This window comes from Sphingomonas sp. OK281 (assembly GCF_900115295.1).
Lineage (GTDB): Bacteria > Pseudomonadota > Alphaproteobacteria > Sphingomonadales > Sphingomonadaceae > Sphingomonas.
This window is the reverse complement of sequence record NZ_FOVZ01000003.1, coordinates 258,230-279,312: the sequence shown is the minus strand read 5'-3', so window position 1 is coordinate 279,312 and position 21,083 is coordinate 258,230. Positions and strand designations below refer to the sequence as shown.

Sequence of the window (21,083 nt, the reverse complement as noted above, 5' to 3'; positions counted from 1 at the left end):
CTCCCTCAGTACGTGACTGTCTTTCGAGACCGCCATGGCAAGGAGCGCTTCCGCTTCCGGCGCAAGGGGTACACGAGTCGTTACTTTGCGTCCGCGCTCGGGACCGAGGAATTCCGGCAGGAGTACCGTGGGTTCTTGGATGCTCCCGAGAGCAGCGTCGCCGTCGCGATCGAGCGCGCGGCGCCAGGCACGATCGACGATCTGGTTACCCGGTATCTTGCTACGCCAAGCCGGCTCGGACCGACGGTAGCAACGCAGGCAAAGGTGAGGGCGATCCTATGTCGGTTCCGCGAATCGTATGGCGCCAAGCCGGTTGCGCGGATCGGGTTTGAGCATATCGACGCGATCGTCGCCGCCAAGCTCCCGAAGGTGCTCGTCGGTAAGCGCATGGAGGGCGGTGTCGAGGCGGCGCGCAAACTTCGCAAGGAGTTGGTCCGGCTATTCGATTTCGCCGTGAAGCTGAAGATGCGCTCCGACAACCCAGTCAATCAGGCAGAGCGGGTGAAGGTCGCCCGAGGCGAACGATCAAAGGGCTTTCACACCTGGACCGAGGTCGAAATAGCTCAATACCGCGCTCACCATCCGATCGGCAGCAAGCCGCGTCTTGCGATGGAGTTGATGCTCTGGACGGGCCAGCGTCGAGTCGATGCGATCCGCATGGGACGTCAGCACATCCGGGACGGCCGGGTTGAGTTCTCGCAGACGAAGGGCGGGCGTGAACTAGGCATTCCGGTCGCGCCGCAGCTGCTAGAAGCGATCGTCGCAATGCCGATCGCCGATAAGGGGCACCTGTGTTTTCTGGTCACCGAGTACGGGAAGCCATTCTCAAACCCCGGATTCGGAAACTGGTTTCGTGATCAGTGTGACGAAGCTGGACTGCCGCAGTGCACCGCGCACGGGCTTCGTAAGGCGATGATGCGCCGGCTTGCCGAGCTACATATGGGCAATCAGACGTTGAAGTCCGTTTCTGGCCATGAAAACGACGCTGAGGTTGCGACCTATACGCGGGCCGTCGACCAGCGACGAATGGCAGATCACGCCATCCGTCAATTGGCGAGCTGGGAAGCGCAGATAAATGACAGTGCTAACCCCGGCGAAATCTCAAAATTATGAAATCTCCTAATAGGCGTACTTTCTCAAGTCAGGTCGGTATAGTTCTGCGTCTATCGAATATGCGCAGGCCAATATTGCTCGTCCTGCTGGCGTTCGATATCCGGTCTCAACGTAGTAGGTTTGGGGTTTAAATCGATTTATTACGGGCTCTGCTACTCGATTATTTTCACTAAACCGATCACGATTCCAGGCGCCAAGATCGATATTTTCGAGGAACGCCTTGGCGGGATGTCCGGGCGCCTTAATTATTTCGCCGTAATGCAGGGCAAATGACCGCAGTACGTCCAGTGGCTGAACCAGACTTTCTAAGTTCAAGACGCGCGGAAACGCACGCCATGCGGCAATGACGTGTAGTTCATCGTTAATGCGATTTGCTTGCACGATTACCCAATGCTCGCCCGACTTAGCCTTCGCCTTCTTCATGAATAGGCTGATTCGGTAATCGTCGAAGCGGTCCTCCCACTCAAAAGCCGGGTTCACATGCTGCGTAAATTCAGCGCTATCGATGCATCGGCGAATGAACTTCTCGTCTTCCTTGAACGTCGCTAAAAAGTTACCTTGAAAGCGTACCCGATACCCTCCGGCAGAAAGTTCGCCAGTCGAACCTAGCGAACGTCGCGCCTTTGAGAGCTCGATGTCTGAAAACGCAACTCTATCGATTTCGTCCGCCAGAGCATCGTCCAGGCGCTGATGTGCGCGGGCATCGACGTCCGTAGCAGACAAATTAAGGCGCGTTCTCAACTCGTCCAGTACCTCGTCGACCTGAGTTTGCCATACAGATGGACGGTCGTGCGAAATATGAGGCCCAACCTGCAGGGCGGCTTCAACGAGCACTGCTGCGGCCGTTTTCGGATCAAGGCCTTCGAGAGCGGCTATAGGCATGGCATCAACTCGATGATGTGGAACTCTTCGCGCTTCAGATCCGGTATCACATATTCGGGTTCGTCGCTCGCTCTATCCCTGAGCCGAACCAGCTGTACCCGTGGTGCGACCACGGAGTATGGAATGACATACATCAGCGGCTTCCAATCAACGAACTCGGCTGAGCGGACTCGAGTCACAATCTCGGCGGCGTACTCTGCCGATAGCTTTCCTTCATCGCGCATCTTCAAAGCGATGGCGCGTAACGATTTGCGGTACCCGGCAATCTTCGGGTCGTGACGATCTTTGCCTTTTACCGCGGCGTGCAGCTGTCGGTAAATCGTGACGGGATCAGAAGAGGGCGGTTGTTTAGCCCCAAGCGCAAACTGCGGCGCTGCGGCTGCCTCGAAAACAGGGCTGCACCATGTGTAATGGTAACCGTAATAGGTCTCGCCGATCCGATGTTTCAAATCACACGTCGCTGACCAAAGCATCAACGGTTGCTCAGCTGGCGCGGCTGCTGTCGGGAAGTGAGATGCCACCGTTCAGCGCAATCGATCACACGTGTAAGTGTCTAACCACTTGGACATGTTAGACACCAAAATCCTTTAACGTCTTCGTTTATATACGAAAATCTTAGAAGGTGGAGGCCCGACCGGGAATCGAACCCGGGTGCGAGGATTTGCAGTCCTCTACGTCACCACTCCGCCATCGGGCCCCGATTGCGTGAAGGCGGCGCAAATGCTTCGTTTTTGTCGTGCGGTCAACCGTCAGTTGGCGCGGTGGCGGATTATTCTTGATCGGTTCCGCGTGGTGGGGCCGCGGCATGCGATCGAGCCCGGATCGGAGTCCTTGCGCGGCGAATTGGGCAAGAGTGACGATTTCGAGACTCGCTCCCCTTCGGTTCCTTCTCTAGTGCCGTGAATCATAACGAGAATGGCGCGGGGGCGGGTCGAGTGCGAACGGACGAGGTTACGGGCGGCACGAATGCTCCCGATGTCGAGGATGCGGTCTTCGCGATGCCCTACGGCATGGCGATCCGGTACGACCGCCCGGCGGCGGCGCTCGCCGACTGTATCACCGGCTATCATGTCTACCGCTCCACCGTAGCGTCCGGCGACCGATTGAGCGGGGAGGGGCAGGTCGACTGGTTCCTGCCGGGCACCGCAAACGTGCGTATCGCGATCGATGCGGGGCCGATCGCGGTGACGATCGGTCGGCGGACCTATGATCCGTTGCCGACCGCCAGCCTGTTCGGGCCGACCAGCCAGGCGTTGAAGGCGGTCACGCATGGCGGGATCATGATCGGTTTCGGGATCAGCGCGCTCGGCTGGGCACGATTGTCCAAGCGACCGGCGGGCGATTTTCGCAATCGGATCGTCCCGCTCGAGGATGTGCTGGGGCGCAGCTTCACCGATCGACTGGTCGTCGCGCTGCAAGGTGCGGCGGACGACGCGCAGGTCGCGCCGATCCTGGATGCGCTGCTGCTGGCGCGACTGGGGCCGGTCCATGTCGATGCGCCGCAGATCCGGTCGTTGATGGAGATCCTCGCCACCGACGGGCCGGCCGACATGGCCTCCGCCGCCGATCGGCTCGACATCCCGACTCATGCGCTTCGCCGGCTGTCGGTCCGGCATTTCGGCTTTCCGCCCAAGATGCTGTTGATGCGCGCCCGGTTCCTGCGATCGCTGCTGCGGGTGATGGCCGGGGGCGAGAAGGCGGACTACGCGCTGATCGACGGCAGCTATTTCGATGCGTCGCACTTCCTGCGCGATTCGGGGACGTTCCTGGGCATGACGCCACGCCGGTTCATGGCGCTGACCAAGCCGTTCCTCGAGGCGAGCCTGCGTGCGCGCAATGCCGTGCTCGGGTCGCCGACCCAGGCGCTGCACGACCTCGCCACCGCGCCGGCGCGGACGGACGCGCACGGCGGCGAGCGCAAAGCGACGTCGCAGCGGGTCATTTCGGGCGACGCTGCCGGGATTTCCTGCTAAAACCGGCGTCAGAGGTAGTGCCAAGGTCTTCCGCGTGCACCCTCGGCGCTCCGCTCGCGGCATCTCGGTGTCACACGGGCGGGCGGGGCGCCTACATTCCTTTTCATGCCGCCCGTTTCATCCCGCGATGGTCGGCTCCAGATCCGCGTTTTCTCGAACGCAGTGCCCGGCTGGGCGAAATCCGACCAACCCGTGCTTGGCGTGGCGCCGGTCGCGCGATATCACGGCGATACGCAACAAGTGTATTGCACAACTAAAACAGCTGTGCGACAGGATGGGCCATGACGACGACAATTCTCGATACCGGTCTCGATACCGGCCTTCTCGCAACGGACCGGGTCGATGGCCAGGCCGGTGGTTCCGGCGTCGCCGATGCCGGGACGTCGCCCGCGACCTACGACGCCATGCGGCATGCGATGGTCGCGAGCCAGTTGCGGACCAACGCCGTCAACGACCAGCGCGTCGTCGCGGCGATGGCGCGTGTGCCGCGTGAGCAGTTCATGCCCGCCGACGTCCGGTCGATCGCCTACCGCGATACCGCGATACCGCTGGGTGGCGGTCGCTACGCCAACCTGCCGATGGCGACCGGCCGTCTGCTGACCGAGGCCTATCTGACCGCGACGGACCGTGTCCTGCTGATCGGTGCCGCGACCGGCTATACCGCCGCGGTGCTGTCGGAAATCGTCGGTTCGGTGGTTGCGGTCGAGAGCGACCCGGCGCTGCTGGCGGTCGCGCGGACCGCGCTGGCCGGGGTCGGCAACGTCGAACTCGTCGAGGGGCCGATGGCCGAGGGGCATCCGGGCAGGGCGCCGTACGACGTGCTGATCGTCGACGGTGCGATCGACTCCGTGCCGGACGCGCTGATCGCGCAGGTCCGCACCGATGGTCGCGTCGCCGCCGGGATCGCAGAGCGCGGCCTGACCCGGCTCGCGTCGGGGCGCAAGACCGATGGCGGGTTCGCGCTGGTCGCATTCGTCGACGTCGAATGCGTGACGCTGCCCGGGTTCGAAACGCCCAAGCCCTTCAAGTTCTGAGCCAGACCCATGCCGCGCACCGCTCAAGTCCGTTACCTGTTTCAGGGTGTTGCGCTGCTCTATAGCGCTGTATCAGTAGCGGGGGTGGCGGAGGCGGAAACGCTGCGCGAGGCGCTCGTCAAGGCGTACAACACCAACCCGACGCTCACTGGCCAGCGCGCGACGCTGCGCGCGACCGACGAGAACGTGCCGATCGCGCGCGCCTCGGGACTGCCGTCGATCAACGCAAGCGGCACCTATACCGAGAACGTGCTGGTCGCCTCGAACAGCTTCGTCTCGCCGGCCCGCCAGGCCCAGGGCAGCGCCAATGTGAGCGTGCCGATCTACACCGGCGGGCTCGTGCGCAACTCGGTCGCGGCGGCGAAGACGCGCGTCGAGAGCGGCCGGGCCACCCTGCGCGGTACCGAATCGGATCTCTTCACGTCGGTCGTCGGCGCGTACATGGACGTGATCCGCGACGAGGCGATCGTCGGGCTCAACACGCAGAACGTGCGCGTGCTCGACGTCAACCTCCAGGCGAGCCGCGACCGGTTCCAGGTCGGCGACCTGACCCGTACAGACGTCGCGCAGTCCGAAGCGCGGCTCGCCCTCGCGCGCGCGCAGCTCCAGTCGGCGCAGGCGACGCTGATCTCCAGCCGCGAGAGCTATATCCGGCTCGTCGGCACGCCGGCGGGTACGCTCGATACGCCGCCGACCCTGCCGCACCTGCCGTCGACGCCGCAGGTCGCGGTGAGCGTCGCGCTCGAAAACAATCCGTTCCTGATCGCCGCCGCGCAGGAAAGCGACGCGACGCGCTACGACATCGGCGTCGCCAAGGCCAATCGCCTGCCACGGCTGAGCGCAACCGGCGGCGGCAGCTATTACAATTACCTCGGCTCGAGCAATTTCGGCTCGGGCGTGGAGCCGTCGGGCACCGCGGCGCAGGGCGGATTGTCGCTGACGGTGCCGATCTTCCAGGGTGGCCGCCCCGCTGCGCAGGTCCGCCAGGCCGAGGCGTTGCGCGGCCGCGCGATCGAGAACGTCACGGCCACGGAGCGCAGCGTCGTGTCGCAGGCGCGCTCGGCCTACGCCGTCTGGCGCTCGTCCGAGCAGGTGATCCAGTCGTCGGAAACCGCGGTCAACGCCAACAAGCTCAGCCTCGAGGGCGTCCGTGCCGAGAACAGCGTCGGCACGCGCACGATCCTCGACATCCTCAATGCCGAGCAGGAATTGCTCAACAGCCAGGTGACGCTCGTTACCGCGCGACGCGACGCCTATGTCGCGGGGTTCGCGCTGCTGGCCGCGATGGGCCAGGCCGAGGCGCGCGACCTGGGGCTTGATGGCGGCGTGCTGTACGATCCGGTCGCGAATTACGACCGCGTCCATCACAAGATCTGGGATTTCGGCAGCGACGGCGATCCGAGCCCGATCGCGACCAGCACCGCGCAGTCGCCCGCCCAGAATGCGACGGTCCAGGCGCAGGACGACCCGTTGCTCGATACGCCGGTTGACAGGAACCCCGCCTTGACGACAGGTAAGGACGCGCCGAGCCGCCAATAGGGGTGCGCGCGGCTACGGGGTTTGGGATGGTCCGGATGGGGGACGTGAACGGCGAGCCGTCGATGGAGGAAATCCTCTCGTCGATCAAACGCATCATCGCCGAAGAGGGCGACGTGCCAGGCCGGTCGCGCCGCCCGGCGCGTGTCGGATCTTCGTCCGTCGAGCACGATCACCGCGAAGACCACCGCGAGGCCGCGTATCGCGAGCCATCCTCGCGTGAATCGTCCGTTCGTGAGTCCGGAGTTCACGGCCACGACTTCGGCGCCGGCTATGCCGATGATGAAATCGACGATGACGAAATTCTCGAACTGAGCGATCCGATGCCTATGGTTGAGCGTACGCCTCGCACGCCGAAATCCCCGGTGCTGACCTCGGTCGATGCTGCGGCCGAAGCCCGGCAATCCGAGCCGCGGCATCCCGAACCGCGCCAACCCGCCGCCAAGCCGCAGCACGCGCCGGAGCCGGCCGCCGAGCCGATCGTCTCGCGCCAGACCGCCGCTGCAACGCGCGCGCCGCTCGAAGCGTTGACGCGGATGATGGTAAAACCCGACACAGGCAATGACGGCACGCTCGAGGGCCTGGTGCGCGAAATGCTCCGCCCGATGCTGCGCGAATGGATCGACGCGAACCTCCCCAACATGGTCGAGGACATGGTCTCGCGCGAGATCGCCAAGATCATGAACCAGCAGCCCTAACGTCAAACTGCTCCCCTCCCTGAGAGGGAGGGGCCGGGGGTGGGTAGGCCGATTGAAGCGCGGCAACGCCAATTCCAAACCCCACACGCTCCCCAAGGCTGGCCTAGCCCCACCACGCTCGCTAAGGCCATTGCCATGAGCGAGCTTCCCAAAACCTTCGACCCGTCCTCCATCGAATCGCGCTGGTACGCGCATTGGGAGGCGAGCGGCCAGTTCCGCCCCGACCGTCCGAACGCCGAGCCGTGGACGATCGTCAACCCGCCGCCCAACGTCACGGGTTCGCTGCACATCGGCCACGCGCTCGACAACACGCTGCAGGACATCCTCACGCGTCACGCGCGGCTGAAGGGCAAGGATGCGTTGTGGGTCGTCGGCACCGATCACGCCGGCATCGCGACGCAGATGGTGGTCGAGCGCCAGATGGGTGCGCTGACCCCGCCGCAGAAGCGCACCGACCTGACGCGCGAGGAGTTCGTTGCGAAGGTCTGGGCGTGGAAGGAAGAAAGCGGCGGCGAGATCACGCAGCAGCTCCGCCGGCTTGGTTGCTCGATGGACTGGGCGAACGAGCGCTTCACGATGGACGAGGGCTTCTCGAAGGCCGTCCTGAAAGTGTTCGTCGACCTCCACAAGGACGGGCTGCTTTACCGCGACAAGCGCCTCGTGAACTGGGATCCGGGCCTCGGCACCGCGATCAGCGACCTCGAGGTCGAGACGCGCGAGATCAAGGGCAGCTTCTGGCACCTCCGCTATCCGCTCGAAGACGGATCGGGCTTCATCGAGGTCGCGACCACGCGGCCCGAGACGATGCTCGCCGACATGGCGGTGGCGGTGAACGCCTCCGACGAGCGCTACACCACGCTGATCGGCAAGCAGGTCAAGCTGCCGATCAGCGGACGGCTGATCCCGATCATCGCCGACGACCACGCCGATCCGGAACTCGGTTCTGGCGCGGTGAAGATCACGCCTGGGCACGACTTCAACGATTTCGAGGTCGGCAAGCGGGCAGGGATGGCCGCTGGGTCGATGCTCAACATGCTCGATGCCAAAGCGCGCGTCGTCCAGGTGTCTGACGGGCTGATCCCCGCCGAGCTGCTCGGGCTGACGACCGCGGAGGCGCGCAAAGCCGTCGTTGCGAGGCTGAAGGCCGAAGGCTTCCTGATCGCGCATGTCGACAAGGACGGCGAAGAGCACGACGCCGAGCCGCGCACGATCCAGACGCCGTATGGCGACCGCTCGGGCGTGGTGATCGAGCCGTGGCTGACCGACCAATGGTATGTCGACGCGAAGACGCTCGCCCAGCCGGCGATCGAGGCGGTGCGGACCGGTGCGATCGATATCGTGCCCAAGACTTGGGAGAAGACGTTCTTCAACTGGATGGACAACATCCAGCCTTGGTGCGTGTCGCGGCAATTGTGGTGGGGGCATCGGATTCCGGCGTGGTTCGCGCCGAAAAAAACCGACGCCGGATACATGCACGGGTGGGTGAGTTCCGGCGACGCGTCCCAAGACGCTGCCAAACTACGTGTAGAGGAAGCCGTTGTTTGCGAGACTGAGGCGGAAATACCTGCAAAATTGACTGAACTCTACGGACGCAAGGTCGCGAGTGAGCAGCTGCGGATATTTGACGATCGTCCAAGTATGGATGCTTTCATGCGAGAGAACGGTGAGCAGGTTAGCCGCGGCGAGGTTATCCCGCTTCTTCGCGATCCGGACGTCCTCGACACGTGGTTCTCCTCCGCCCTCTGGCCCTTCGCCACACTCGGTTGGCCCGAGGAGGGTGCCGTTCCCTCTCCCCTCCGGGGAGAGGGCCAGGGTGAGGGGCAGCCAAGCAGCGCAATGCCCGGTACGACCCCTCACCCCGACCCTGTCCCCGCAGGGGAGAGGGAGCAGAAGCAGCTCGGCGGTCGCTACCCGAACGACGTGCTCATTTCCGGCTTCGACATCCTGTTCTTCTGGAACGCGCGGATGATGATGCAGGGGCTGCACTTCATGAAGGACGTGCCGTTCCGCACGCTTTACCTCCACGGTCTCGTCCGCGCGGCGGACGGCGCGAAGATGTCGAAGTCGAAGGGCAACGTCGTCAACCCGCTCGGGCTGATCGACACCTACGGCGCCGACGCGCTGCGCTTTTTCATGGCGGCGATGGAAAGCCAGGGCCGCGACATCAAGATGGATGAGAAGCGCGTCGAGGGCTATCGCAACTTCGCCACCAAGCTGTGGAACGCCGCCCGGTTCGCACAGGCCAACGGCATCGTCGCCAGCACGACGTTGGAGGCGCCGCGTGCGGAGCTGGCGGTCAACAAGTGGATCATCGCCGAGACGATCGCGACCGTCCAGACGGTCGACCTCGCGCTCGCCGATTACCGCTTCGACGGCGCCGCCAACGCGATCTACCAGTTCGCGTGGAGCCGTTTCTGCGACTGGTATCTCGAACTCATCAAGCCGCAGATGGTCGGCGACGAGCGCGGTGTCATCGATGCTGAATCGAAGGCGGTCGCGGGCTGGGTGCTCGACCAGATCCTGGTGCTGCTCCACCCGTTCATGCCGTTCATCACCGAGGAACTGTGGCACGCGATGGCCGACCCCGCTCACCCGCGCGAGCACGACCTGATCGTCGCGCAATGGCCGATGGCGGATGCGCGTTCGCTCGATCCCGAGGCTAGCAAGGAAGTCGACTGGCTGATCCGCCTGGTCCAGGAAATTCGCACCGCCCGGAATGAATTGAACGTGCCGCCGGGCGCGCGCCTGCCGCTCCACGTCCGTGATGCGAACGCAACGACCTTGGCGCGGTTGGAACGCCAGGCGCCGGCACTCGCGCGTCTCGCCCGCGTCACGCATGCCGACGGCGAAGCCACCGGTGGCGCGGCACAGGTCGTGGTCGACGAGGCAACGTTCGTCCTGCCGCTCGAAGGCGTCATCGACCTCGACTCCGAACGCGCCCGCCTGACCAAGGCGATTGCGGCAGCCGAGAAGGAGCGCGACGCGCTGTCCGGCCGCTTGAGCAACGCCAGCTTCGTCGAACGCGCCAAGCCCGAAGCAGTCGAGAAGGCCAAGGCCGACCACGCCGACAAGGCCGCCGAAGCTGCGCGGTTGCAGGCGGCACTGGGACGCCTGGGCTAACCTGCTCCCCTCCCGCATGCGGGAGGGGTTGGGGGGGGCGTGCCTCAAAAGCCGGACGCCAGTACGTACGTCGCACCCTCCCCTGACCCCTCCCGCAAGCGGGAGGGGAATGCGTGTCGTACCGCCGTCTCACTCAAACCCAATCCGTCACCCCAGCGAAAGCTGGGGTATCGCAGTGAGTAACTACACCGGCCGGCCGATAACGGGATACCCCAGCTTTCGCTGGGGTGACGGTTCGGGGGGGGCGGCTCTACTGCGTAAGGTATGTCCCTGCCATCTTGTTCTCCCGCGAAGGCGGGAGCCCAGTCTGGATCCCCGCCTTCGCGGGGAAACAAGGCTTCCTTGGTTCGCACCCGGGACCTACCAGCTTGTTCCGGAGTTCACTCCGCGGCTAGGCACTCGACATGACCGGGCGCCTGCTCATTCACCGGTATATGCCGGACCGAGTTCGGCCTGACGGAGAGACTGTGTGAGTGACCTTCCACCCGACGTCGAAACCAGCAACGTTTCCCAAGAACCATTCGGCACAAAGCCCGACCGCCCTCGCGGCAAGCCAGGCCAGCGCGACCTCACCACCGGACACATCGGCCGCACGCTGCTCGCCTTCGCGCTGCCGACACTCGGCTCCAACATCCTCCAATCCCTCAACGGCTCGATCAACGCGATCTGGGTCGGGCGCTATCTGGGTGAGGGGGCACTCGCCGCGACCTCGAACGCCAACATCATCATGTTCCTCACCTTCGGCGCGGTGTTCGGGTTCGGCATGGCGGCGACGATCCTGGTCGGCCAGAGCTTCGGCCGTCACGACCTGGAGGGGGCGCGCAGGGCGTTCGGGTCCGCGGTCGGTCTGGTCCTCGGTGGTGCGATCGTGATCGCCGCGCTCGGCTGGGTGTTCGCGCCCGAGATCCTGCATCTGCTCGCCACCCCCGGCGACGCGATGCCGCTCGCGCTCGCGTATCTGCGGGTGATCTTCCTCGGGCTGCCCGCGTCGATGATGATGGTGCTGCTGATGATGGGGCTGCGCGGCACCGGCGATTCGATGACGCCGCTATGGTTCATGCTGCTCAGCGCGATCCTCGACTCTGGCCTCAACCCGTTGCTGATCGCGGGCATCGGGCCGTTCCCGCAGATGGGGATCGCCGGTTCGGCGATGGCGACGCTGATCGCCAGCCACGTCTCGCTGCTCGGGCTGGTCATCTATATCTACAAACGCGACCTGCCGCTGAGGCTACGCGGCAACGAACTCCGCTACCTCATCCCCGAGCGCGCGCTGACCGGCACGATCGTCCGGAAAGGCCTGCCGATGGGCGCGCAGATGCTCGTGATGTCGACCGCCGGCCTCGCGATGGTCGGCTTGGTCAACCGGCTCGGCGTGGATACCGCGGCGGCATACGCCGTGTCGCAGCAGCTCTGGACGTATATCCAGATGCCCGCGCTGGCGATCGGCGCCGCGGTGAGTTCGATGGCCGCGCAGAATATCGGTGCGGGTCGGTGGGACCGGGTCGGCGACATCACCAAATACGGCCTGCTCTTCAACATCGCGCTGACCGGCGCGATGGTCGGCGTGGTGCTGCTGTTCGACCGACCGGTGATGACGCTGTTCATCGGCGCGGCCAGCCCCGCGCTGCCGATCGCACGGCATATCCAGCTGATCGCGAGCTGGAACTTCATCCTGTTCGGCATGACGATGGTGCTGTTCTCGACCGTCCGCGCAAACGGCGCGGTGATCGCACCACTGATCGCGCTGATCGTCGCGCTGTATCCGGTGCGGATCGGCTTTGCGCTGCTCGCGAAACCGTGGCTCGGCGCGGATGCGTTGTGGTGGAGCTTTCCGATCGGATCGCTCGTGACGCTGACGATCGCGGCGGGCTATTATCGCTACGGGAACTGGCGGAAGGGCGCGCTGGTCGTGCCGGACGACAGCGAGGAACAGGCGCACGGCATGAGCGAGCCGGGCGGGCGGTTGCAGCCTACGGGGTGAGGCGAAACGCGCTCCCCTCCCTGAAAGGGAGGGGCTGGGGGTGGGTAGGCCGGCTCGTGTCTCCACGGTTCGGATATGCGGAAGCCGACCCACCTCCGAACCCTCCCTTCCAGGGAGGGGGGAAGATTTAGCGTAGCCGTTTCACGAACGAGCGTCCACCTTCGCGGCGCTCGTGCTGGAAGTTCGGGATCGTCTCGATCAGGTCCGACAGCCGATTGAAACCATAGTTGCGCGCATCGAAGCTCGAGCGGTTCCCTGCAAGCTGGCCAAGCTCGGCAACGCTCGCGTAACCCTTCTCGTCGCGCTTCACCGCATTGTACGCGTCGATCAGCAGCTTGATCACCTGCTCGTCGATCGGCTGCGCGGTCTTCGGCCGCGCGACCGGCGCGGGGGGCGCGGCCTTTTCACCGGCTACGGGGGCTGGCGTCGGAGCCGGCATCGCCTGCGACGTTTCGTTCAGCGCGCCCACGTCGATGAACCGCGTGCACGCCTGCCGAAACCCCTCCGGTGTGCGGCTCGTCCCGAAGCCATATACCGGGATGCCGTCCTGGCGGATGCGCGTCGCGAGCGGCATGAAGTCGCTGTCCGACGACATGATGCCGAATCCGTCGATGCGCCCGCGGAACAGCAGGTCCATCGCGTCGATCGTCATCTTCATGTCGGTCGCGTTCTTGCCCTTGGTCAGGTCGAACTGCTGCTGCGGCTCGATGCCGTGCTTGATCGACATGTCGCTCCACGCCTTCAGCGCGGGCTTGGACCAGTTGCCATAGACCCGCCGGACGTTGACCGTGCCGAGCTCGGCAAGGACGGTCAGCACCGGGTCGAGGGTCGCCGCGGACGCATTGTCCGCGTCGATCAGGAGGGCGACGTTGCGCGTTGTGGTATCGATCATGCGCGCAAGGTTAGCCCCGCGCGCGCGCCGCGTCCACGCTCCACGCGCCGCCACCGGCTGCGGCAAGGTACAGGAACACGAAGCAATAGAGCACCGCCGCCTCGCCGCCATTGGCGATCGGGAAGGGGCCCTTCGGCATGTGCGCCATGAAATAAGCGACCGCCGACATGCCCGACAGCACGAACGCGACCGGCCGTGTGAACAGGCCGACGATCAGCAGACCGCCGCCGACGACCTCGAGTACGCCAGCGACCGTCAGCAACGGGTTCATCGGCATCGGGAAGGGGGGCAGGCCGAAGAACTTCGAGATGCCGTGGCTGAAGAACACCAGCGCGACGACGATGCGCATGACGCTGAGCAGGCGGGCGGACCAGGTGACGGGTATCGGCATGGGGTATCCTCGAGTGTCGTTGCGTGGGCGAAACGTCACACGGGGGCGGGGCCAGGTCAATTCGCGTAGATCGAAACGGTTCGTTGACGGGACGCGCTCTCACGATCCTCCCCCGCCAGGGGGAGGTGGCACCGCAGGTGACGGAGGGGGAGGACACGGAACACATGTTTCACTCACCTCCCCCTCCGTCTGGCAAGCGCCAGCCACCTCCCCCTAGCGGGGTAGGATCGCGAGGTCAGGGATAGGCGATCGCCATCACCTCGTATTCGCGCTCGCCGGCGGGGAGGTCCACCCGGCGCACATCGCCGATCGCGGCGCCACGCAGGGCGCGCGCGAATGGCGAGTTCCAGCCGATCCGGCCGTTGCTCGCATCGGTCTCGTCGTCGCCTACCAAGGTCAGGACCCGCTCGACGTCATCCTCGTCCGCGACCGTTACGCACGCGCCGAACCACACGCGCGAGCGATCTTCCTGCGCCGCCGGGTCGACGACCTTGGCCGCTTTCATCCGCTTCGACAGCCAGCCGAGCCGGCGGTCGATCTCGCGCAGGCGCTTGCGGCCGTAGATATAGTCGCCATTCTCGGACCGGTCGCCGTTGCCTGCCGCCCACGAGATGACTTCGACCAGCTTCGGCCGTTCGCCAGCGAGCAGGTGCTCATATTCCTCGCGAAGAATCGTGTAGCCGGCGGGGGTGATGTAGTTCGGGCGATCCATGCGCTCGCCTACCATGTTCTCCCGCGAAGGCGGGAGCCCAGTCTGGCCTCCCTCTTTCGCGGGAGAACAATCTTATGAGGTAGCGAGACCTCAACCGGGCCGGTTCTTGCCGAGATACCACGACAACCGCGCCGCCCCCCGGCTCTTCGCCCGAGCGGGGTTCATCAGGTCGTACACCACGGCGTTCTCGAGCACCCGCTGCACATAGTTGCGCGTCTCCTGGTACGGGATCGCCTCGACCCAATCGACCATGTCCACGGCCCCGGTCCGCGGATCCCCGTTCGCGCGAAGCCACTTGTTCACGTTGCCGCCGCCCGCATTATACGCCGCCACCGCCAGCGGATAACTGCCGTAATTCGCATACACCCGCTGGAAATAGCTCGAGCCCAGCATGATCGACATGTTCGGATCGGTCGTCAGCGCCGCCTGGTTGTAGGCCAGCCCGATCTTACCCGACTGCTCGCGCGCGGTCGCCGGCATCAGCTGCATCAGCCCGCGCGCGCCGGCGTGGCTCACCGCGGCGCGATCGAACTGGCTCTCCTGACGCGAGATCGCGTGGATGATCGTCCAGTTGTCCTCATACCCCGCCGGCACCGCGACCATCGGGAAGCCGACCGCGGAATAATCGCTGAGCCCGTTAGCCAGCGCACTCCGCCCGACCATCACGCCCAGGTCCGGCCGGTTGATGCTCTTCGAAAGCTCGGCGGCGAGCAGGTGATCGGTGTCGGTCGTCGCATCCGCCGCGATCTGGCGGACGAACGCGGTCTGGTCCTGCCAGTCGCCGATCTGCCCGAGGAACTTCACCGCACGCACCACCTCGCGCCGATCGAACGCCGCGCGCGTTGCCGGATCGATCGCCACCGAAGCGACCGACGGCGGCGCGACCAGCGCCCGACCGGTACGCTCGTTCGCCAGCTGACCGTAATATTGATCGCGGTACCCCGCCGCCTGGCCATAGAACGCAGCCGCCTGGGGCGCCAACCCGGCCGCTTCCGCCGCACGACCCGCCCAATAATACCCCTTCGATCGGACCTGCGGCGAACGCGAGCCCCGCGCATACCGGTCGAACAACGTCATCGCGTCCGCAGGCCGCCCAAGCTGCTTCATGGCCACACGTCCCCCGAGCCAGGCGAGGTTGGTATATTCGTCGCGCTCGGCATAGGATTTCGCCGCGATGTCTGCGCCAAACGGATACGCGTCGTCGATCTGCCGCGCGATGTCGTAGGCGACCTGGTATTGCCCGTCGTTCGCCGCGCCGTTCGCGTTGGTGACGAGCACCTCGTACCACTCGGCGGCATTGCCCGGCCGCGTCACCAGCGAACGAGGCCGCGCCAGCCACGCGCGCGCCGAAGGGCTCGCCCCGGAATTGCGCAACCACTGCGCCCGGTCTGCGACATACCCTGCGTCGTTCGCATACAGCGTCTGCGTCGAGGCCGAGATATCCGACGCGTTCGGCGCATTCGTCCGGAACGCCAGCCGCGCCTCGAAGATCGGCCGCCGCGCCGCGCTCGTCCAGACCAGTTGCCGCTGCGCCGCGCCGGTCTGGCCAGCCCACAACAGCGCATCCATCCGCGCATCCTGATCGTCCGGCGTCAGCGCACCCGGAAAGCCCGACACGACCATCGCCTCGTCGGTCGGTGTCAGGCCGCTGCTTCGCCACGCCGTCCGCACCGCCGCATACGCCTGATCCCGCGCGCCCGTCGCCTGCAAAGCCCGCGCATAGGCAACGCCGCCCGACGCGGACTGCGGCGGGTAACGACGGAAAAACGCGACGACGCTGGTCGGCGAGCCCATAGAAGCCTTGCGCTCCGCCGCACGCCGATTGGCCGTCTCGTTGGGCCAGCCCGGATGCACCATCAGGAAGCCCGCATAGCTGTCGAACGGCAGCGCGTCGGTCTGCTGCAACGCCCGCCATTGCGCGATGGTCGAGGCGATCGGGCCGTCGGTTGCCATCGGCTGCGCATTGGGGCCCATATTGGCCAACTGCGTGCTGTAGCGATCCAGCGTCTGCTCGCCGCCCTGGCCCAACACGCCGGACGAAACAGCCGTCCCCGCCACGACTGCAAGGAGAAGGCTCGTTTTAAACATCGATGCTACCATGTGGACAGCATACGCATCGAACCCGTATCTGTCCTGAACGAAATCCGGATTTTGCAAGACATCCGGCGCAACAGGACTGCAGGCCACCGCATGTTTTCAGGATCTATTCCGGCGCTCGTCACGCCGTTCGCCGCCGACGGCAGCTTCGACGAACCCGCCTATCGCGACTTCATCGAATGGCAGATCGTCGAGGGCTCGTCGGGGCTGGTCGCGTGCGGTACGACCGGCGAGGCGGCGACCCTGTCGTACGATGAACATTTCCACGTCGTCCGCGTCTGCGTCGACCAGGCGAAGGGCCGCGTCCCTGTCATCGCCGGTGCAGGCTCGAACGACACGCGTGTCGCATCGGCCAATCTGCGCGCAGCGAAAGAGGCTGGTGCAGATGCCGCGTTGATGGTGCCGCCCTATTACAACCGGCCGGGGCAGGAGGGCATCTTCCGCCATTTCGAGGCGCTGGCGGTGTCGACCCCGCTGCCGATCATCCTCTACAACGTGCCCGCGCGGACGGTGACGGACATCCAGCCGGCGACCTTGGCGCGGATCGTCGCGGCGTTCCCGGACGTGTTCGTCGGCGTGAAGGATGCCAGCGGCGTCCTCGCCCGCGTTTCGCAGCATCGCGCGTCGTGCGGGCCGGATTTCTGCCAGCTGTCGGGTAACGACGACCTGGCGCTGGCGTTCAACGTCATGGGCGGCACCGGGTGCATCTCGGTAAGCGCCAACGTCGCGCCGAAACTCTGCGCGGAGTTCCAGGCGGCGTGCCAGGCCGGCGATTTCGTCAAGGCGCTGGCGTACCAGGATAAGCTCTATCCATTGCACGAAGCGCTGTTCACAGACGCGTCGCCCGGCCCGGTCAAGTACGCGATGACGAAGGTGCGGTCGGGGTTCCCGAAGACGCTCCGCCTGCCGATGACCCCCGCTGGGGAGGCCTCGCGCGCAGCGGTCGACGCAGCGCTCGAACACGCACGCCTCATCTGACCCAGCCACGACGGTCCCCCCTCCCTGAAAGGGAGGGGCAGGGGGTGGGTAGGCCAGCTTGAGCCACCGACCCCAGGACATGCGGAATCCGACCCACCCCCAACCCCTCCCTTCCAGGGAGGGGCGAAGAAGGGGAGGGCTGGACTAATGAGAAGTCACCATCGCCTCCTCCAAGCATCACGCGCTGCCGTCGACGCAGCCTTGGCGCACGCCGGCCTGGCCTAAACCCCCTGCGTGTTCTCCTGCGAAAGCAGGAGCCCAGGATCACGAAGACCGCCGCGTGTAACCCTGGCCTCCTGCGTTCGAAGAAGAACGGCGTTTGTTTCAGCCAATAGCACCCCACCGCTTCCCCTAAGCCCTCCGACCTCCTACATCGCGCGTCCCATGGCACGTCCCAAACCCCCGACCTTCGAGAAGACCAAGATCGTCGCCGAGAACCGGCGCGCGCGGTACGACTATTACATCGAGCAGGTGTTCGAGGCGGGCATCGCGCTTACCGGCACCGAGGTGAAGGCGCTGCGCGGCGGCGAGGGATCGATCGCCGAGGCCTATGCCGAGGTGAAGGGCAAGAACGTCGTCCTGGTCAATTCGAACATCCCCGAATTCAGCCACGGCAACCGCTTCAACCACGAACCCAAGCGCCCGCGCAAATTGCTGCTCCACGAGCGCGAGATCAACAAGATGTTCGGGGCGGTCGCGCGTCAGGGCATGACGCTCGTGCCGCTGATGATCTACTTCAATTCCAAGGGCCGCGCGAAGATCGAACTGGCGCTCGCCAAGGGCAAGCAGAACCACGACAAGCGCGATTCGGTGAAGGAACAGGACTGGAAGCGCGAGCAGGGCCGGATCATGCGGGATCGCGGATAACCGACGTGGCGCCGGTGTCGATGACCCTATCGTCTTGAGCATATTCGGGCGTCTCGCGGCGTGGTCGCATCGCAATCTGCCGACTCGCGAATCGATGGAGAAGAACCGTCTCCTTCGCCCGGTCGCGCACCGCGTCCTCGCGCCCGAACTCTGGCGCTTCACCCGCCGCTCGGTCCCGCGCGGCGTCGCGCTGGGGATGGTCGCGGGCATCCTGATCCCGGTCGCACAGACGCCGGTCGCAGCGATCTTCGCGCTTCCGTTCCGCGCCAACGTGCCGACCGCGGCGCTGACCACCTTCATCACCAACCCTTTGACCACGCCGCCGCTCTGGATCGCCGCCTATTGGATCGGCTCGTCGCTGCTCCGCCTCGACGCGCACGTCCCCGGCCAGCCCGTCGCCGACGCCGCGGCGCGCACCGAATGGATCCCCTGGCTGATGCAGGCTGGCCCAGCCACCGCGCTCGGCCTGTTGGTCATCACGGTCGTGTGTTCGGTCGGCGGCTATGCGCTCAGCGCGCTCGGCTGGCGGTTGTGGATCGCGCGCAAGTGGCGGCACCGCCACGACAATCGCGCCAGCAATGTTTCGTAACATTTGACACCGGTTGGAATTGACGGACCGTCTTATCGGCGTAGAACACACGGCATCCAGACGATCTTTCTCCGAGGTTCTTGATGCGTAAGTCGATTGTTACCGTGATCCTGCTCGCGTCCGCGGCGTCGGCTTTCGCCCAGACGAAACCCAGCACCAACCGCCCATCGCCTGTACTGGCGAAGGCCGCGAAGGGCCCCATCGCAGCCAAGGACGCCAACAAGCCGCAGATCGGCGATTTCGGCTTCGACATGGCGGGCCGTGATACCAGCGTGACGCCGGGCACCGACTTCTTCGACTACGCAAACGGCGGCTGGGTGAAGACCACGCCGATCCCCGCCGATCGCTCGTCCTACGGCATGTTCCACGTCCTCCAGGACCTGTCGCTCGCGCGTACCCGTACGATCCTCGATGCCGCAGCGACCAAGCCCGGCGACAAGGTCGGCGACTTCTACTCCAGCTTCATGGACGAGGCCGCGGTCAACGCGAAGGGCGTGACCCCCGTCAAGTCGATGCTCGCCGCGCTAAAGGCGACCAAGGACAAGACCGCGCTCGTCACTGAGATCGCCAAACTCCAGCGCCAGGGCGTCGGTGGCCTCGTCGGGGTCGGCGTATCGCAGGACGACAAGGACCCGACCACCTATGTCGTCCAGTTCGGGCAGAGCGGCCTCGGCCTCCCCGACCGCGACTATTACCTGAAGGACGACGCGAAGCTCGCGACCGTCCGCACCGCGTACCAGGCGTATCTCGCGCGGATGCTGACGCTTGCTGGCGAGCCCAATGCCGCCGCCCGCGCTGCCGCCGTCTTCACCATGGAGAAGGGCCTCGCGACCGCGCACTGGACGCGGATCGAGAGCCGCGACGCCGACAAGACCTACAACAAATGGACCGCCGCCGACTTCGCCGCAAAGGCACCGGGCTTCCCCTGGGCGCAGTACATGACCGCGATGGGCGTCACCGGCCGTCCGTTCTATCTCGTCGCGCAGCCGAGCGCGGTAACGGGCGAGGCGAAGGTGTTCGCCGATACGCCGGTCAACGTCCTCCAGGACTATGCGATGCTCAAGGTGCTGCGTTCCTACGCGCCGTATCTGTCGAGCGATTTCGACAAGACCAACTTCGCGTTCTACGGCACCACGCTGTCGGGCACGCCCGAGCAGCAGGTCCGCTGGAAGCGCGGCGTCTCGACCGTGTCGGGCGCGATGGGCGAGGCGATCGGCCAGCAGTACGTGGCGAAGTATTTCCCGCCCGCATCGAAGGCGGCAGCCGACGACCTTGTCAAGAACGTCATCGCCGCGATGGGCGAGCGGCTCCGGAACCTCGAATGGATGGCGCCCGAGACCAAGACCAAGGCGCTTGCCAAGCTTGCCGCCTTCACCCCGAAGATCGGTTATCCGGACAAGTGGCGCGATTATTCCGCGCTCCAGATCCAGCGCGGCGATCTCGTCGGTAACGTCGCGCGCGCCAACGCGTTCGAATATGATCGCGACCTCAAGAAACTCGGCCAGCCGATCGATCGCGGCGAATGGTTCATGACGCCGATGACGATCAACGCCTACGCCAACCCGACGATGAACGAGGTCGTCTTCCCGGCCGCGATCCTCCAGCCGCCGTTCTTCGATCCGAAGGCGGACCCGGCGGTCAACTACGGCGGCATCGGCGCGGTGATCGGCCACGAGATCAGCCATCACTTTGACGACCAGGGCCGGAAGTACGACCTCAACGGCAAGCTCACCGACTGGTGGACGCCGCAGGACGTCGCGCGCTTCAAGGTGTTCACCGATGCGCTCGTGAAGCAGTACGACGCGTACGAACCGCTTCCCGGCCAGCATATCCAGGGCGGCCTGACGCTCGGCGAGAACATCGCCGACTTGGCGGGCCTCACGGTCGCGTACGACGCGTACCACAAGTCGCTCGGCGGCAAGCAGGCGCCGATCATCGACGGCACGACCGGCGACCAGCGCTTCTACTACGGTTGGGCGGGCGTCTGGCGCACCAAGTTCCGCGACGCGGCGCTCCAGCAGACGTTGCTGTCGGACCCGCATTCGCCGGGCCACCAGCGCGTCCTCACGGTCCGCAACCTCGATCCCTGGTACGCCGCGTTCGGCGCCAAGCCGGGTGAGGCCAGCTACCTCGCCCCCGCCAACCGCGTCCGCATCTGGTAATTACACGCCGCATACCCCGATCTTGCACAACCCCGGCGAAGGCCGGGGCCCAGTAGGG

The 21,083-nt window shown here is 65.3% G+C and carries 17 protein-coding genes and 1 tRNA gene; 11 read left to right on the top strand and 7 right to left on the bottom strand.

Annotation, left to right across the window (positions count from 1 at the left end; translation table 11 throughout):
* Nucleotides 1-12 precede the first annotated feature (12 nt).
* A complete protein-coding gene (locus BM244_RS12810; protein ID WP_254784431.1) occupies nucleotides 13-1,113 on the top strand; it encodes a tyrosine-type recombinase/integrase in 1,101 nt (366 codons plus the stop codon).
* Nucleotides 1,114-1,119: 6 nt separating this feature from the next.
* Here BM244_RS12810 and BM244_RS22690 read toward each other — a convergent pair whose 3' ends face one another.
* From BM244_RS22690 to BM244_RS12800, 3 genes are all read right to left on the bottom strand, one after another.
* Nucleotides 1,120-1,995 carry a hypothetical protein gene (locus tag BM244_RS22690; RefSeq protein WP_139226928.1) on the bottom strand — a complete coding sequence of 292 codons (876 nt, stop codon included), beginning with the start codon at nucleotides 1,993-1,995 and terminating at the stop codon, nucleotides 1,120-1,122.
* Nucleotides 1,986-2,516: a hypothetical protein gene (locus BM244_RS22685; RefSeq protein ID WP_139226927.1), complete on the bottom strand. Its 531-nt coding sequence runs from the start codon at nucleotides 2,514-2,516 to the stop codon at nucleotides 1,986-1,988. Before BM244_RS22685 ends, BM244_RS22690 begins: the two co-directional genes overlap by 10 nt.
* Nucleotides 2,517-2,618: 102 nt before the next feature.
* Nucleotides 2,619-2,692, bottom strand: a tRNA-Cys gene (locus BM244_RS12800).
* 238 nt (nucleotides 2,693-2,930) lie between these two features.
* Here BM244_RS12800 and BM244_RS12795 point away from each other — a divergent pair.
* The 6 genes from BM244_RS12795 to BM244_RS12770 all read left to right on the top strand — a co-directional run bounded on the left by BM244_RS12795 (nucleotide 2,931) and on the right by BM244_RS12770 (nucleotide 12,337).
* Nucleotides 2,931-3,968, top strand: coding sequence for a helix-turn-helix domain-containing protein (locus BM244_RS12795; protein WP_093399311.1), 1,038 nt, complete (start codon nucleotides 2,931-2,933; stop codon nucleotides 3,966-3,968).
* A gap of 404 nt (nucleotides 3,969-4,372) precedes the next feature.
* Nucleotides 4,373-5,002: a protein-L-isoaspartate O-methyltransferase family protein gene (locus tag BM244_RS12790; RefSeq protein ID WP_254784451.1), complete on the top strand. Its 630-nt coding sequence runs from the start codon at nucleotides 4,373-4,375 to the stop codon at nucleotides 5,000-5,002.
* Between the two features lie 9 nt (nucleotides 5,003-5,011).
* On the top strand, nucleotides 5,012-6,541 hold the full coding sequence (locus tag BM244_RS12785; RefSeq protein WP_093399309.1) for a TolC family outer membrane protein: 1,530 nt from the start codon (nucleotides 5,012-5,014) through the stop codon (nucleotides 6,539-6,541).
* A gap of 35 nt (nucleotides 6,542-6,576) precedes the next feature.
* Nucleotides 6,577-7,236 (top strand): DUF2497 domain-containing protein, encoded by a 660-nt coding sequence (locus tag BM244_RS12780; protein WP_093399568.1) that lies wholly within the window; start codon nucleotides 6,577-6,579, stop codon nucleotides 7,234-7,236.
* Between the two features lie 135 nt (nucleotides 7,237-7,371).
* Nucleotides 7,372-10,356 (top strand): valine--tRNA ligase, encoded by a 2,985-nt coding sequence (locus BM244_RS12775; protein WP_093399308.1) that lies wholly within the window; start codon nucleotides 7,372-7,374, stop codon nucleotides 10,354-10,356.
* Between the two features lie 595 nt (nucleotides 10,357-10,951).
* Complete coding sequence (locus tag BM244_RS12770) at nucleotides 10,952-12,337, top strand: MATE family efflux transporter (protein ID WP_093399567.1); 1,386 nt, start codon at nucleotides 10,952-10,954, stop codon at nucleotides 12,335-12,337.
* A gap of 127 nt (nucleotides 12,338-12,464) precedes the next feature.
* Here the strand turns inward: BM244_RS12770 and BM244_RS12765 are convergent, their stop codons facing one another.
* From BM244_RS12765 to BM244_RS12750, 4 genes are all read right to left on the bottom strand, one after another.
* Nucleotides 12,465-13,229: an NYN domain-containing protein gene (locus tag BM244_RS12765; protein WP_093399566.1), complete on the bottom strand. Its 765-nt coding sequence runs from the start codon at nucleotides 13,227-13,229 to the stop codon at nucleotides 12,465-12,467.
* A gap of 10 nt (nucleotides 13,230-13,239) precedes the next feature.
* Nucleotides 13,240-13,620, bottom strand: coding sequence for a DoxX family protein (locus BM244_RS12760; RefSeq protein ID WP_093399307.1), 381 nt, complete (start codon nucleotides 13,618-13,620; stop codon nucleotides 13,240-13,242).
* 235 nt (nucleotides 13,621-13,855) lie between these two features.
* Nucleotides 13,856-14,332 (bottom strand): transcription elongation factor GreB, encoded by a 477-nt coding sequence (gene greB / locus BM244_RS12755; RefSeq protein WP_093399306.1) that lies wholly within the window; start codon nucleotides 14,330-14,332, stop codon nucleotides 13,856-13,858.
* A gap of 90 nt (nucleotides 14,333-14,422) precedes the next feature.
* On the bottom strand, nucleotides 14,423-16,432 hold the full coding sequence (locus BM244_RS12750) for a lytic transglycosylase domain-containing protein (RefSeq protein ID WP_093399305.1): 2,010 nt from the start codon (nucleotides 16,430-16,432) through the stop codon (nucleotides 14,423-14,425).
* Between the two features lie 90 nt (nucleotides 16,433-16,522).
* Here BM244_RS12750 and dapA point away from each other — a divergent pair, with 90 nt between their 5' ends.
* The 4 genes from dapA (at nucleotide 16,523) to BM244_RS12730 (ending at nucleotide 21,025) form a co-directional block, all read left to right on the top strand.
* Nucleotides 16,523-17,407 carry a 4-hydroxy-tetrahydrodipicolinate synthase gene (gene dapA / locus BM244_RS12745; RefSeq protein WP_093399565.1) on the top strand — a complete coding sequence of 295 codons (885 nt, stop codon included), beginning with the start codon at nucleotides 16,523-16,525 and terminating at the stop codon, nucleotides 17,405-17,407.
* A 384-nt stretch (nucleotides 17,408-17,791) separates the two neighbouring features.
* Nucleotides 17,792-18,274 carry an SsrA-binding protein SmpB gene (smpB, locus tag BM244_RS12740; protein ID WP_055879372.1) on the top strand — a complete coding sequence of 161 codons (483 nt, stop codon included), beginning with the start codon at nucleotides 17,792-17,794 and terminating at the stop codon, nucleotides 18,272-18,274.
* Nucleotides 18,275-18,368: 94 nt separating this feature from the next.
* Nucleotides 18,369-18,863, top strand: coding sequence for a DUF2062 domain-containing protein (locus tag BM244_RS12735; RefSeq protein ID WP_093399564.1), 495 nt, complete (start codon nucleotides 18,369-18,371; stop codon nucleotides 18,861-18,863).
* A gap of 83 nt (nucleotides 18,864-18,946) precedes the next feature.
* Nucleotides 18,947-21,025, top strand: coding sequence for a M13 family metallopeptidase (locus BM244_RS12730; protein ID WP_093399304.1), 2,079 nt, complete (start codon nucleotides 18,947-18,949; stop codon nucleotides 21,023-21,025).
* The last annotated feature ends 58 nt before the right edge of the window (nucleotides 21,026-21,083 follow it).